Consider the following 14520-nt stretch of genomic DNA (forward strand, 5'->3'; position numbering starts at 1 on the left):
AGGAGGCGGCTCCTCCATTAACGCGAGTTCTTATGATCCCCGCATAAGAACATACAATATTGGATGATCCGGCTGAGTGACTTGCGGCGGATATGGGGCTCGTCGAATTTCATCGGTTTCGAATTCGCTTCGAAAAACCAAATGCTGCCGTTCGTATCAACACCGATGTCCATGGACATTTCACCCAACGTATGACCCGCTTCCTTCTCGATTCGGCTCGCGATCAAGAGTGCGGATCGGTGGGCATGCCGCATAATTTTCTCTGCTTTGTCCGTACCGAAAAGGGACTTCAGAAGCATCCTCGGGTCCCGGATTGATCCACCGCGCGGCACATGCGTCGTAATGCTCCGTTTTCCGGCGACCCGCGCTCCGACGCCGGTTACCGCCCATTCTCCGATGCTGTTTTTTTGCACGAGCAACCGCAAATCGAACGGACGCTCACGGTATCGTGCAAGCTCGATGCCCTGCTGCACGACATATTTCTTATTCCCGATTATTCTCTTCATCATCTCCCAAAGCTCCGTTATGCTTGCACAGTCGTCACTCTCCTGCGTCCCTCCTCTGCGGAAAATGATTCGATACTTCGTATCTGAATCGGATCTATTTCGTTCTACCCGTATGATACCGTTCCCGGCTTTCCCGCTGACAGGCTTGACATACCACATGGAGCAATCCAGCTTGAATAACGAGTCCAGATTTTTGGACGACAACAACTCTTCAGTAACCGGAAGAAACGGTCTTGTTTTATCCGATTTCGATAGCCATTCGTACAGTTTCCACTTATTGAAAAAGAACGGGTTAAAAAGGCGAATGCGCCGATCCGCAAGACAAGCCTGAATGGTTTCCCGTACTTCCGGAGTCCTTTCGTATTTTCGGTAAGGAATCCGATTGTACACGACGCAAGGCAATGGAAACTTCCGGGAGATAAATGTCTTGTTATTGTTATCGTACTCGTACCCAACGATCGTCTTTTCCGACAGATTCAGATCGCCGGCCGTCGTGACGTATACGATCGCACCGAGTTTGTGCCCTGTCCGTATCAAGTCGACAAAATTCTCTTTGTTGCCGCGCATCCGATTATGGTCCTTGTACGCCAGAATGGCGATTATTGGCTTCATTACCCCTTCCTCCTCGAAATTTGCTGAGATACAAGCAATGTTCAAACAAGTGAACCCACGAACTGCGGCCGGCCGATTTCATGGAGCGGTGTTTAAAAATCGTACGACCGGGCTTGGCGTTTGCTTCAAACATCCAAACATTCCCACTACGATCCAGCCCGATATCGAGCCCCAGCTCTCCCAGCGTTTCCGGGCATTTGCGCTCGATCGCCTCAGACAGCTCGGTGACGGCTTTTTTGGCATGGTCAAGCACCTTACCCGCCCTTGAACCGAACGCTCCGGAAAGCGCGCGCATCGGCGTTATGAGTTGTCCGCCATTGCGTACATGCGTCGTAACACTCCCCTTCCCCGCTTTTTTCGCTCCAATACCGGATATCACCCACTCGTTATTGCCGTTCTTGATCATGTGGAAACGGAAATCCACCGAACAGCCGTCGAGCTCGATCAAACGGACTCCTTGTTGCGCGATGTAGCGGCTCAGCTTGCTTCGCTTCTTAAGCATGTTCATCAGTACGTCGAACTGGGAGTAATGGAGCTGCACATTTTTCCCGCCGTGTCGAAACCGGATATAATATCCGCGCTTCGGGACGTAGGACAACCGATAAATTCCTCTACCTTCCGAGCCGTGGGTCGGCTTCAAATAGATGAAAGGGTATTTCTCCATCAGTTGCTTGATCTGCTTGGCGGAAGGACCGGCAATCGATTCAGGGATATATTTGGACTCGGTTTCTCCTTCCAACCATTTGTAGACGTCCCCTTTGTCAAAAAAACTCCAATTGAAAACGGGGATGCCTTTGTCTACGAGCCGTCTTTTAAAACGGTCCATGGACGAGGATTGCTCCGCCTTTCGGTTCAGGAACCGGTTGTAAACGACATCGGGCAGCGGAATCTTCCGGCGCAGCCAGACGCCTGATCGCCGGGGAAAAGAACCGATGACTGTCTCGCTGTTCCAATCCACATCATTTCTGTCGAAGGCGAAGACGAACGATCTGTCCTTACCTGCTCCCATCAACTGTTTGACCACGTCACGCCCTCTTCTGCCAAAGCCATCCTTCCATCCGGATGCAGTCAACACTCCGATGAGCGGGCCGATCCGAATTTCCTTATGTTCCCGGCTGGAAAGGAGGCATTTTCCGAAGAAAGGAAGCCTTAACGAACGGGCGACAAAGGATGGGATTAGCAAGGAATGCCCGTTTGAACTCAGCGGCTTCACGATGACTGCTGTCGACTTGTTGCCCAGCGTCAGCCGAATTTCTCGTGCATTTTCGATCCCGAGCGATCGCAATAATCCGCGAGAAGCAAACACGGTCTTACCGGTCCCATCCATAATTTTTATCATACTGCTTGTTAGGCTCGTCTGCTCCCACCTTGAAACATGAATCGTTAACTCCAACAGCTTATGGATAATCTTAACGGAAGGTTATAGGCTGTTGGACCAAATCCGCTCAGCCGGACAACCAATTTGGCAATTAATTACATCAAACTCTTGGAGAACCACCACACCATAATCATTGTGAAGATCGCCCGAAAGGAGAAAAACCGCAACGCGGGGTTTGTCGCGTTGCGGCGCATAGCTTGCCTGCCGATATTTGTTTATGTAGATGGCACAACATGCAGCCCTCGCTGCAACGAGCCGGAATCTTAGGTCGGATGCTTGTTGCGGACAAGACACGTTGTTCCGTCGAAATTCCTCAGTATTGCAGCACGATGCCGAGCGTCCGCTCCGGCTCCTCCCGGCACAACCGATACGCTTGGGCGATTTGGCTGAATGCGAACCGGTGCCGCACAAGCGGCTTTAGTGATATTCGATTATTGGTCAATAATCGAACAAATTCCGCAACGTTTCGCCCCTCGGTCCACCGCACGTACCCGCCCGGATAATCGTATCCGCCCCGCTCGTAGCGTTCGTCGTAACGTCCCGGCCCGCCCGCCCGGCTAATGCGAATTTCCGCTTCCTTGCGGAAAAGCGCATTGCGAGTAAACACCGTGTCCGGTACGCCGACGATGACCACATTGCCCCGGTCGCGCAGCCAGCCGATCGCCTGGTCCAGCAAGCCGTCTCCTTTGCCTCCGCCGCACAGCAGCACGCTATCCGCTCCCATTAGGCCGACCGCGCCCAGCCTCTTCAGCGCTTCATTTACCTGCGCCGCATCGGAGCATACGGTGATGCCTGGACAAGCCGCCTGCAATCGCTCGCAGCGCTCCGGCAGCAGATCGCAGCCGATCACCTCGTATGCGGCCGCATGCGCGATCTGTGCGGTAATTTGACCGAGGATGCCTAGACCGACAATGACGACCGTCTCGCCGAATTGCAGCTTCGCCTGACGCAGCGCGTGAATCGCGATCGCGCCGAGCCCGGCAAACGCCGCTTCCTCGGAATCGACATGGTCCGGCACCGGAACGGCCAGCATTTTCGGCACGAGCCGGTAGTCCGCATGCGCGCCTTCGCCATAGCAGGCGACGCGTTGACCGATGTCCAAATGCTCCACTCCCGCTCCCTTGGCGACAATGTGCGCCACCGAGTTGTATCCGAGCCGGGTGCCGCTCGCCTTGTTGTTCAGCACCATCGTCTCCGTACCATTGCTGATCGCGGAAAATTCGGTTTTGACCAGCACCTCGTGCTCGCCGGGGGCCGGTTTTGCCTGCTGTTCGATCCGAATTTCACCCTCTCGGGCTACCGTTACTTGAATGATGTCCACAGTCGTTCTCTCCCTCTATCTAGCCTCTCTGATCGACAACCGACTTGCCGGTCCCGCAAGCCCCGGTCGCCGGAGAATACGTACGCTAATCCGTTGAATCTCCTTACTTGCTGCGCTCTTTCTCGATGTCCTGCTTCAGCAGTTCGTCCGCCTCGCGCAGCGCCGAATTAACGTCAAGCTGTCCTTGCGCCGCTTTGACAAACGACTGCCAAATGATCGTCTCCTGCCGGCTGCCGGAAACATTCACCTTTCCGGACGCACGCTTCGGCGTCGGATCGGTCGGTTCGTATAACGTGAGCGCTTTCATATTTTTCGTACCATACACCGGATGTGCTTTGCCTAGCGCATCGCGTATGTCCTTGTTGATCAGCGTCGTCAATATCCCGTTGCGCGAATCTTGCATCTGCACCTCGTCGGACAGCATTTCCATGACGACTTGGAACGCTTCGTCCTTATGCTTGCTTTGCTGCGTAATCGACCAGTACGCCGGGGAACGCTGGCCCATCCGTTTTGGCGCCCCGTCAAGCGTCGGCACCGATACGATGTCCCAGTTGATTTCGGGCGGGATGATGAGATAAATGCTGTGCTGGCCCAAATACATCGCCGATTCGCCTTTGGTGAACAGGGCGTTTTCGAGCGCAAACGTACTTTGCACGCCGTTGTTCGGAATATTGTGAAAGCGCTTGAAATTATCGAAAATCGTTTTCCATTTCGTCTGGTCGGCCAAGCCGTCCTTAACCGGGTCCAGAATCGGCAGCGAGAACGGATTGTCGCGCAGCTGCGCGATCAGGTTCGTGCTGAAGCCCCGAATCACCTTGCCGCCCTCGACCCGGGTCAGCCTCACCGCAAGATCGTAAATCTCGTTCCAGCTCATCCCGTCCTTCGGATAAGCGACGCCGAACTTGTCGAACAGATCCTTGTTGTAATACAGCACGGATGGAAAATATGGCGGCACCGGCAAGCCGTAAAGCGCACCCGTCTGTCCGGCGTCGATATTGTCCTGGATAAACGACGGGACGAACCGTTTCAGATCGTACTTGTATTTGCCGACCATCTCTCGCAAGTCATAGCCGAGCTGCAAGTCCAGATAACCGCTCTTCATCGTCGGTGTGTCGGTGCGGATAATGTCCGGAATTTCGCCCCGCGTCACCTTTTCCGTAATGGAATTGCCCTGGTCGCTCGTCTGGTAGTCGAACGTAATGTGCGGAAATTTTTTCTCCAGCGTGCCGCGAAAACGGCTGTCGAACTCCTCCTTCTTCACGCCCGCCGCATAAATCGTCATCGTAAACGGATCCGCCTTCTTGACCGCTTTGCCGCTCCCCTCCGCTTGCTTCCCACCGGCTTCCGGCTTTTCCGCGCCTCCGCATGCGGGCAATACCGCCAGCAGCGCTACCAGCGGTATGGCGACCGCCGTTTGTTTATTCAAGTTGAACATGTGGACTCCCCCCGTTATGTGTTCCGTGCATATCCGCCTCGCGGACAAGAACACCGATCCGTTCGCCCAGCTCCTCCTCCGAAATCATATTGGCCCAAAACGCCTTCAACAAACCGGCGAGCTTGCCGATCGACATCGGCAGCACCGGCAAATGCCGGTGCGTCCGGCACGAAAACAGCATTTCCCTGTACATCCCGTATCGCTCCGGTCGATTCATCGTCTGCTCTCCCCAGCCGGACTGGCCTGTGCGCTGCATCGTGGGAATACTGAGCGTATGCTCGCGGATGAGCGTCTGCGCCCGTTCGCCGGTCAAGTAGTCGATCAATAGCCGCGCTTCTTCCCGGTGGACGGACGTCCGCGCAATGCCTGCCCCGGTCGAAATGTACAGCGTACGCGGCTCGGATACAAACGGCACCGGCGAAATGTCGTATTCCAACCCGGCGTCCTTCCATTCGTTCAACGCCATGTAGCTGGCCAGCACCATCGACAGTCGGCCTTCGAGAAACATCTGTTCGATGTCCCCGTTGTTCTCCGACATGTACAGCGGAAACATGCGCCGGTTGTGCACGATGCGCCTGCACAGCTTCGCCCCTTCCACCAGAAGCGTTACCTTGTCGTCCACACCCGCTTCGCCTTCACCGCGCCCATGTGCCGGGTCGAGGCTTTGCAGCAGGAAAATCGGCCAACGGTTCACATCCGGCAAATGAAAGCAGAAGCCGTAGCGTTCCCCTTCGGTCAGCTGCTCCGCGCACGCGGCGAGATCGTCCCAGCTCCAGGAGCCGTTTGGCTCGGACAGCCCCTTCTCGCGAAAATGCCGCTTGTTGTAGCCCAGCACGACCGGCGCAAAAATAATCGGCCGCAACCGGCTGACGCCTTCAAACCGGTAATCTTGGTTGAGAAGCGGGAACACGCCGGGATGGGCGTCCAGCGGCTCGACCAACGTCGCCCTGCCGCGCTCGCACATCTGCTGAAACTGCAAATCGTTCATCGTATACACGTCGGGCTGCCCCTCCGCCTGCAGTTCCACATGGACCGGGTCCTCGCCCGGGGCGTAGATTTTGATTTTGACCTCGATCCAGGCATATAGCCGGCTGAAGTCCTCCAGAAGCCGGGGTAGCGCCAGGTTGCGCATCGTCGTCTCGTTCAAACCGAGCGTCAGGACGATCCGCTGCCGCCTGCCCAGCACCCGGTTGCCGACATTGGGGATTTTCTCGATCCAGCCTTCCTCGGCGAGCGTCGCGAGTCCTTTGCGTACAGACAAATTGCTGAGTCCGAAGCGGGCCGCAAGCACCTTCTCCGAAGGCAGGTCGGCACCGGGTTCGTATTGTTTTGCCTCAATCTCGTGTTTCAGCGTTTGGACCATATGATTAAGCAGTTGGCGAAACTGTTCGTTCGTCGGTCTTCCTCTCATCGGGCGGATCTCTCCTTATGTTTGTGCATTCATCGTTATGCCCTACTTATTCGGGTTCCGCCAGACAATCCCTCCTTCTTTTTTCGATCTTCTCACCCGGTTTACTTAAATCAAAACGATTATATAAACCGGTTTAAAAATGACTTGCTAACTTGCTTGAAACCGATTATATCACAGCATTTTTTGTTTTGTAACTATTTTTAAATAAACCAGTTATATATAATTCCTACTATTTTATAAACCGGCGGTGTTACTTTTTTTCCGTCTTCGTTATATCCGATTCTTTAAACCTACGTATATGCCATACCTATCTTTAGACAAGTTCACCTTATTCTGATAGACCCGAATTCCATTCTCGTCGATATGGCGCATCCTTGCGTTTTTCCTAGTATAATAGGGGAATACTATCTTTTATTTGTTGCAAGGAGTTTTGTCATGAAGAGTGCGAATCCGCCGTTAAACGATGAGCAATGGTCGCAGTTGCTGAAGTATGCAGCTGATTCTTTCAATGAAGTCACCTTGAGTCGAGGGTTTCAATATTTCAAACAGCAGTACGTCACCTCCCTAACCATTACCGAGAATCGTACGGTTCAAGCGAAGGTAACCGGCCCTGAAGACTATAAGGTTACACTCCTGCTGGAACAGCTCGGCTCCAGCTATTGCACTTGCCCCGTCCACACCTGCTGCAAGCATCAGGCTGCGGTTATGATGGAGCTGGCTGACCGGCTCGGATACCCGTCTTCCCAGATCGTGAATGCGAAGCAGCACCTATTGCGGGCCGCAGCGTCTTCGTCTGACGAGTCGCTGCTGAAGGAATTGCCCCACATGAATGTATACGGCTGGCATGAATTCATGAACCAAGCTACATCTCTTGTGAGACCCGGTTATGATCAGGGGATATACATAGAGGCATTGCGGAATCAGTTGTCTAAACTCATGAAGGGTCCCACTCCATTCACGGCGATGGACTTGATCTACTTCGAACTGCATCAACTCTTGTTCATTCTGCAGAAGGTAGTCGAGTCGAGCGCTCAGGGGAGTACAGCCCACAATATTTCTTATGTGAAGTACCGGCTGTACGATGAAGTGCACGTCCTCCTGCACCAGAAAGCAACCCTATTCAACTTCACGCTCTCTGCCGAACGTCTGAAACAAACGTTAGGCTACCTCCGGCAGCGGATATCGGAAGAGAAAGGCCATAAGTACCTGGAATACGGCCTGTATACGGCGATGTGGAAGTACTGGATCGCGCCACAGCCCGAGGCCGACTACTGGGTGTCTCAAGAGTTGAACGCCATGGAGCAGCAGACTGCCGATATCGGCTCCCCTTCTCTTGCAGCGGCAAAAGCTTTCCTATATCTGCATCAAGCCAAAAGCAGCGAAGCATGGGCGGCGTTAGAAGCAAGCGGTACGTTAGCCCAAGCACCGGCGAGTCTCCTTCTCCCTTATCTGAATCTGCTGTCAAGTTCCGGCGAGTGGGGAGCGTTAGTTGATTGGTTGATGCGAACGGCTTCGCACTTCTATGGTCCCATGACCAAGGAACGTCTAGCCTATATCGAATATTGGAAAGAAGCGGTTGAGCATGTTCCTGAAGCCGAGGAGCTGCTGTGGAGCGTACTGGAAGGGATGTTGCCCCATTCGACCAAAGTTATCGAGGATATACTGTACGAACGGCACAACTGGAAGGCATGGATCGAGATGCAGATCCTCCTGGAACGTGATCTTTTCTATCATAAGGTGAGTGTACTGCAGCCCATCGAGAAGGAAGCACCGGAGCTTCTGCTCCCTTACTACCATCAAGCCATCGAGCATTATGTCGCCCTCAAAAACCGGCAGGATTACAAGGCAGCGGTCAAGCTGCTGAAACGTCTGGTAAAAGTGTATAAGAAGATGAAGCAGCTCGAGCGTTGGGACCGCTTTTTCTCTCGATTCGTGGAACGAAACAGCCGGCTGCGGGCGCTGCATGAGGAAATAAAGAAAGGAAAGCTGCTGGAATGAGTACGAAACTACGCGATATGGCTATACATGTAATCATGACGGATGCCGGAGACGCCTTGCTATGGGGACTGATGGATGGACGCACGGTAAGCGGAGATACGTTCCGCAAATTGATGTTCGCCTGGCACGAGCCCTCCTGCTACGGAACAACACTGGAGCTGCAGCAGGCCGGGGAGCTTGTCGTGACGGTCCTCCCTTCGGAGATGGTGCTTCCCTTCTTCGCCGAGCCGAATCTCATGGACGTTATCCGCTGGGAAGGCGGGGACGAAGGGACCAAGGGATTGTTGGAGGCTGCACCGGTTCTATACCGAGAAGCACAAGCGGGCCGCTATATTCCCAGCTTCAGCGCTTATCGGAATGGGAAGCTGCAATGGACGTGGGAGGCGGATTCCGACGAGCTGAAACAGCTCAATTGGGAGGCGCTAACGAGTCTGGACGCTTCCGACGACAACATGTCCGGATTGCGCTCCGCCTTCTCGACCACCGTATCGATGAAGCACTATGCGGACGAAGCAGCCGTGTCCGATCTGCGGCGGGAGTATCCCGCCTTGTTCCATCGACCGCAGCCGACAGACTCGGCTATGGCGCTAACGGAGGAGGAGTGGCTCGTATCGCTCGGCTGGAAGCCGGACCTGGCTCCCTTCCGCCCTACTCTGCAATTGCTCGAGCCGGATGAAGAGCAAGACGATTGGCGCCTGCGTCTGGTGCTGCAGGACAAGAGTGACGGATCGACACTTGTGCCGATCCGCCTCGACGCAGACGGACATGCTTCCGGCGTATGGACGTCCGACTGGAGCTCTTTCATCCGAGAGCGTTCTCCCGGATGGGCAGCCAGACTCCTGACGACACTTCCGAACGCGAACAGCCGCGGTGAATTGTTCGCTGCGCCGTTAAGCGACGAGGCCGCCTGGCACTTCCTGACCACGGACAGCCGCCAATTGCTCCGTGACGGCTGGAATGTCATGCTGCCCGGCTGGTGGGAAGCCGCCTCGAAGCGGAAGCCCCGCCTACGCGCACAAGTTACACCGGATGTAGGCGGCAAAGGCCGGTCGTTATTCGGGCTGAACGCCTTGGTCGACTTCGACTGGCGCATTGCGATCGGCAATGCGGATCTGAACGAAGCTGAATTCGCAGAGCTGCTGAGCCATAAGGAGCGATTGATCCGCTTCCGCGGGGAATGGGTCATCCTGGACCCTGCTCTGCTGGAGAAAATCCGGAGGCTCATGGCAAGCGTCAATCCGGAAGAAGGCTTGTCCTTGCAGGACATTCTCCAACTCCACTTGTTAAGTGAATCGGAGCAAGAGAGGACAGGCACACACGGACGGTCATCCCGGGAAGATGCGGGCGATCCCGAAGACGAGGAAGATCAGCTTCAACTGGAGGTGGAGTTGAATACGCACCTTTTGGCACTGATCCGTCAGCTTGGGCAGCCGTCGGAATTGACTCCGCTATCGGTGCCTGACGGACTGCGCGCTGAGCTGCGCGGCTACCAGCGTGAAGGGTTCACCTGGCTCAGCCATATGAGAACGTTCGGGCTGGGCGCTTGTCTCGCCGATGATATGGGACTCGGGAAAACGGTTCAATTCATCACTTATTTGCTCCGGCACCGAGCCGAGTTCGAATTCCCCGCCCTGCTCATCTGTCCCACTTCGGTGCTCGGCAACTGGCAGAAGGAGCTTGCCCGATTCGCTCCCGAGCTGAGGGTTAAACTTCATTATGGGAAAGGGCGGCTCACTCGCGAGGGGATTATCGAGGCTGTGAAGGATACAGACGTCGTCATCACCTCCTATACCACGGCGCTATTGGATCAGGAAGTGCTGCAGGAGATCGTATGGAGCTCCCTTTGTCTCGACGAAGCCCAGAACATCAAGAACGCGCAGAACAAGCAATCGGTCGCCATCCGCTCCCTGCAAGCAAGGCATCGCATTGCAATGACCGGAACGCCGATTGAGAACCGGCTGTCGGAGCTGTGGTCGATTTACGACTTCCTCAACCCCGGTTACCTGGGGAACCAGCGCGGGTTCCAGCATCGGTTCGCGAGTCCCATCGAGAAGCATCAGGATGCGGAGCGAACGGCTCAGCTCCAGAAGCTCGTCAAGCCGTTCATGCTGCGGCGCAAGAAGAACGATCCCGCGATCCAGCTCGATCTGCCGGACAAGCTGGAGATGAAAGTATATATCAACCTGACCGCCGAGCAGGGAGCGCTTTACGAGCAGTCGGTCAAGCAACTGCTGGAGCGGATGAACAATCTGGAGGGGATCGAGCGCAAGGGGGCCATTCTCGCCGCCTTGACCCAGCTCAAGCAGCTGTGCGACCATCCTGTGCTGCTGACGAAGGAAGCTGTGCCGTCTGAGGAAATGTTACGTTTCGAAGAGCACCGGGATGCGTTCATCACCCGATCTGCGAAGCTGGAACGACTCGTCGCTATGGTCGACGAGCTGCGGGACGAGGGCGATTCCTGCTTGATCTTCACCCAGTATGTAGGCATGGGCCGCATGTTGGCCGACGTGCTGCGGGTGCATCGGGGCGAGACCGTGCTGTACCTGAATGGAAGCACACCCAAAGCGGATCGCGATAAGATGATCCAAACCTTTCAGGCGGGAGACGGTTCGGGACCCGGCATCTTCGTCCTGTCGCTGAAGGCCGGCGGCGTCGGCCTCAACCTGACGGCGGCCAATCACGTATTTCACTTCGATCGCTGGTGGAACCCGGCTGTCGAGAACCAAGCGACCGACCGAGCCTATCGAATGGGACAGAAGCGTAACGTGCAAGTGCACAAATTTATTTCCCTCGGCACATTGGAGGAGAAGATCGACGAGATGCTGGAGAGCAAGATGAGCTTGAGCGAGAACGTCATCTCCGCCTCCGAAGGCTGGATAACCGAGCTCTCGAACGATGAGCTTCGCGACCTGTTCTCGCTGCGGCAATCGTGGTAATGCCATGAACATTTGAACCAGTCCTCTTTGGAGAACTGGTTCTGTGCGTTTTTGGCATATCGCCGGCTGTCAGATTGATGACGTATAAGATTTCATACTCGGATGACTCACTCCGTATAGATCGCTTTGTCTAAAAGCTCTTGTCCTTTTACCTGTATTGCACGGATCGCTTCTTTCGACGTTTTCTCGCCGTTAAAAATCGCACCAATTTCCGATCCTGCGATGATGTTAAACTCGCGCTGAACGTCAAAAGGGATTTGACTATATCCGATTTGCAAAAGAGTATCGGCAGGTTTTAACATATAAAAGGCTTCTAGATCGAGTCCATACTTTTCATTGCTGTATTTCACCCTCGTCATCAAACCTCTCTCGGTCCTGGACTTGATTCTCGAATACTCGTCGTCATGTATATATTTGATAAACTCCCACGCCGGACGCAGCTGCGACGAACGGGAGTTGATCGCAAATAAGTCGTTAATCATAAAATCGGAGCCTGTATCCGAATGCTTTGGGTCTACCGGGACCGTGACCAAGTCCCATTCGAACATTGTCTCTTTCTTCGCCTCTTTCTCTTTCAAAATGGCTAGCAAAGAGGGATCGTCAATAGCCATCGCAGTTTTTCCGGCTATAAACGGATCCCGTTTTCGAGGGTCGCTGAAAACCTGCTTATCGTGCAGCGAATCCGAATCTAAGTAGAGTGAGCCCGACTTATACACGTCCGAAGTTTTCCGAATAATGTTTTCCCATGCCTCGGCAGTTATCTTCACTTTCTTAAGCTCCGGATCTATGATCTCCAGTTGTTGACCTCCACCAATCGACTGCACGAAGTAATAGGGATGAGTACCGTTTCTATATTGCAGTCCGTATATGCGCAAGTTGGTGTCCGACCCGGCAGAAAACTTGCGAGCAAGGTCATAAGCTTTGTCCCAGCTCATCCGGTTTTTCGGATAAGGGACGCCATTTTGATCAAACAAATCTTTATTATAGAACAAAGCGAGAGCGTAGTAGGAGTTTCCGAGGCCGTATAACCGCCCCTCCCCCTTTGATCTCAATAGCTCAATAACAGGCGGAGCAAGAGCGGTCAGATCGAACCGATCCTGACGGATGATGGTGTCCAGAGCGTACAATTTGCCTTCGGCAGCATAACGGATATATTGATCCATGTTCCATAAATACAACACGTCCGGTTGCTCTTTATTAATAAATTCCTCCATTGCAGCAGTTTGATTATGGGACGTGCTATATACTTTTTCCATAGAAGCAACTTCGACATTTACATTCGGGTATTTGGACATAAATAGATTGCCGTATTTTTCATAAAAACGCTGTTCACTAGGATACATAATTTTTAATGAAACTGGAGTGTGCTCCTCCATCGGTTTCCAATCTCGTACGTCTTCGCGACCGTCCGGACGGCACCCTGCCAACGAAAACAGAAAGATCACCGACGTAAGGACAAATAAAGGTACGAATCGCAAGGGGCTCCCTCTTTCTTTACCTTCATGGTTGTTGTACTGCGGTTTTTTGATGCTTTTCTTCCAATTTGGCATTGTCCCACAACACCTGGCCTTGATCCTGTATCGTTTGGAGCGCCGCTTCGGCTGTTTTGGAGCCGTTCACGGCAGCCTCTATTTCTCGACCGGCCAATTGTATAAACGGTTGAATAAATGATGCCGGCAGTTGATCGGTAATATTTCTGGAAGCATCCGAAGATGGCGTTGCGTTGTAAAGCATATCCAAGCTGCGGCCGTACATGGTGCTGCTGTATCCTGTTCTGGTCAAAAGAAAGAATCGTTCGGATCTGGATTTGACTTTTGCGTACTCGTCGCTATGTATATACTTCAACAGTTTCCACGCTTCGTTCACGTTAGGGGACTTGCTATTTATGGCAAATATGCGCTGCACGCTTATATCGACATTGACGTCGGGATCGCGAGGATCCACTGGGGGCATCGCGATATCCCAGTTTGGCGTTTCGATATTATGCACGTCTTTAGCCTTCTTAAGCTCGTTCATCATGTCGATCCCTCGGATGACCATCGCTACGCGGCCGTTGAAGAACGCATCATTGCGGTACAAGTTCGAAACGTTCCCACCCTGCGGCTGCTTTTGCCGATATATATTTGCCTTTGGAGAATTAGCCGCAATAACGGTATGAAGTATGTCCTTCCAGGCCGATGTCGCTGCCGTAATTTTGCCGTTTACCGGGTCGATTAAGTCTAATCCACGTGTCCTGCCGATTCCCATGGCAAAATAGTATGACGACGATCCGGCCGGCAGTTGCAATCCGTAAATACGCCGCTCCCCCTCCCCATTGTCCGGAAACCTTTGCGCCAGCTGCAAAACATCGTTCCAACTCATCCTGTTCGTCGGATAAGGAATACCGTGCTTATCGAATAAGTCGGTATTGTAGTACAGGACCGAAGATGTAAAAGTAGGCGACAATCCGAACAATTTGCCTCCCCCGCTTAAGTTCAATAACCGGATAACCGCAGGAGCCATGCCGTCCATATCGAATCCGTCACGATGAATTAGCGGACTCAGCTCATACAAATAGCCTTCAGCGGCATATTTAGTATACTGATCGATACCCAGCATCATGATGTCCGGTGCTTGCTGCAAGACGGCTTCGAAAGCTTGTCTCGGATTTTTGCCGGATGCGAATTGTTCGGAGAGGGATACGACCTCGAAATCAATACCCGGATGCTTGGACAGAAATAATTCACCATAGTCGGATAAAAAGGCTCCTTCATTATCGTACATCACTTTAATTTTGACCGTTGTCTCTTCTTGTTGTTCGGTTCCGCCGCATCCCGGCAAAAAGATCATGATGAACCAAAATATTAGGAAACCATATAACAGTTTGCTCATGATTAGAAGGTACTCCTTTTGCTCTGATAAGAAGCTGGAATCTATACTTATT

9 protein-coding genes are annotated in these 14520 nt (G+C 53.3%); 2 read left to right on the top strand and 7 right to left on the bottom strand.

Annotated features, from left to right (window positions below; translation table 11 throughout):
* Positions 1-17: 17 nt before the first annotated feature.
* The 5 genes from FE783_RS16325 to FE783_RS16345 form a co-directional block, all read right to left on the bottom strand.
* Positions 18-1118: a YheC/YheD family endospore coat-associated protein gene (locus FE783_RS16325; RefSeq protein ID WP_138880447.1), complete on the bottom strand. Its 1101-nt coding sequence runs from the start codon at positions 1116-1118 to the stop codon at positions 18-20.
* Positions 1078-2142, bottom strand: a complete 1065-nt coding sequence (locus tag FE783_RS16330) for a YheC/YheD family endospore coat-associated protein (RefSeq protein WP_238403107.1) — start codon at positions 2140-2142, stop codon at positions 1078-1080. The genes FE783_RS16325 and FE783_RS16330 overlap by 41 nt, the downstream gene beginning before the upstream one ends.
* A 667-nt stretch (positions 2143-2809) precedes the next feature.
* Positions 2810-3817, bottom strand: a complete 1008-nt coding sequence (locus FE783_RS16335; protein ID WP_238403108.1) for a zinc-dependent alcohol dehydrogenase — start codon at positions 3815-3817, stop codon at positions 2810-2812.
* Positions 3818-3920: 103 nt separating this feature from the next.
* Positions 3921-5252, bottom strand: coding sequence for an ABC transporter substrate-binding protein (locus FE783_RS16340; protein WP_138880449.1), 1332 nt, complete (start codon positions 5250-5252; stop codon positions 3921-3923).
* Positions 5236-6663 carry an extracellular solute-binding protein gene (locus tag FE783_RS16345; protein ID WP_138880450.1) on the bottom strand — a complete coding sequence of 476 codons (1428 nt, stop codon included), beginning with the start codon at positions 6661-6663 and terminating at the stop codon, positions 5236-5238. Before FE783_RS16345 ends, FE783_RS16340 begins: the two co-directional genes overlap by 17 nt.
* A 435-nt stretch (positions 6664-7098) precedes the next feature.
* Here FE783_RS16345 and FE783_RS16350 point away from each other — a divergent pair, with 435 nt between their 5' ends.
* Both FE783_RS16350 and FE783_RS16355 read left to right on the top strand, forming a co-directional pair.
* Positions 7099-8661, top strand: a complete 1563-nt coding sequence (locus tag FE783_RS16350) for an SWIM zinc finger family protein (protein ID WP_158301845.1) — start codon at positions 7099-7101, stop codon at positions 8659-8661.
* On the top strand, positions 8658-11597 hold the full coding sequence (locus FE783_RS16355) for a DEAD/DEAH box helicase (protein WP_138880452.1): 2940 nt from the start codon (positions 8658-8660) through the stop codon (positions 11595-11597). Before FE783_RS16350 ends, FE783_RS16355 begins: the two co-directional genes overlap by 4 nt.
* 107 nt (positions 11598-11704) lie before the next feature.
* Here FE783_RS16355 and FE783_RS16360 read toward each other — a convergent pair whose 3' ends face one another.
* Positions 11705-13147, bottom strand: coding sequence for an ABC transporter substrate-binding protein (locus FE783_RS16360; RefSeq protein WP_138880453.1), 1443 nt, complete (start codon positions 13145-13147; stop codon positions 11705-11707).
* Positions 13098-14468 (bottom strand): ABC transporter substrate-binding protein, encoded by a 1371-nt coding sequence (locus FE783_RS16365; protein WP_138880454.1) that lies wholly within the window; start codon positions 14466-14468, stop codon positions 13098-13100. The genes FE783_RS16360 and FE783_RS16365 overlap by 50 nt, the downstream gene beginning before the upstream one ends.
* Between the last annotated feature and the right edge of the window lie 52 nt (positions 14469-14520).

Source organism: Paenibacillus mesophilus (assembly GCF_005938385.1).
GTDB lineage: Bacteria > Bacillota > Bacilli > Paenibacillales > NBRC-103111 > Paenibacillus_AB > Paenibacillus_AB mesophilus.

Coding starts and splice junctions, on each gene's coding strand:
- FE783_RS16325 (WP_138880447.1), bottom strand. CDS start 1,118: ATGAAGCCAATAATCGCCATTCTGGCGTACAAGGACCATAATCGGATG.
- FE783_RS16340 (WP_138880449.1), bottom strand. CDS start 5,252: ATGTTCAACTTGAATAAACAAACGGCGGTCGCCATACCGCTGGTAGCG.
- FE783_RS16345 (WP_138880450.1), bottom strand. CDS start 6,663: ATGAGAGGAAGACCGACGAACGAACAGTTTCGCCAACTGCTTAATCAT.
- FE783_RS16350 (WP_158301845.1), top strand. CDS start 7,099: ATGAAGAGTGCGAATCCGCCGTTAAACGATGAGCAATGGTCGCAGTTG.
- FE783_RS16355 (WP_138880452.1), top strand. CDS start 8,658: ATGAGTACGAAACTACGCGATATGGCTATACATGTAATCATGACGGAT.
- FE783_RS16360 (WP_138880453.1), bottom strand. CDS start 13,147: ATGCCAAATTGGAAGAAAAGCATCAAAAAACCGCAGTACAACAACCAT.
- FE783_RS16365 (WP_138880454.1), bottom strand. CDS start 14,468: ATGAGCAAACTGTTATATGGTTTCCTAATATTTTGGTTCATCATGATC.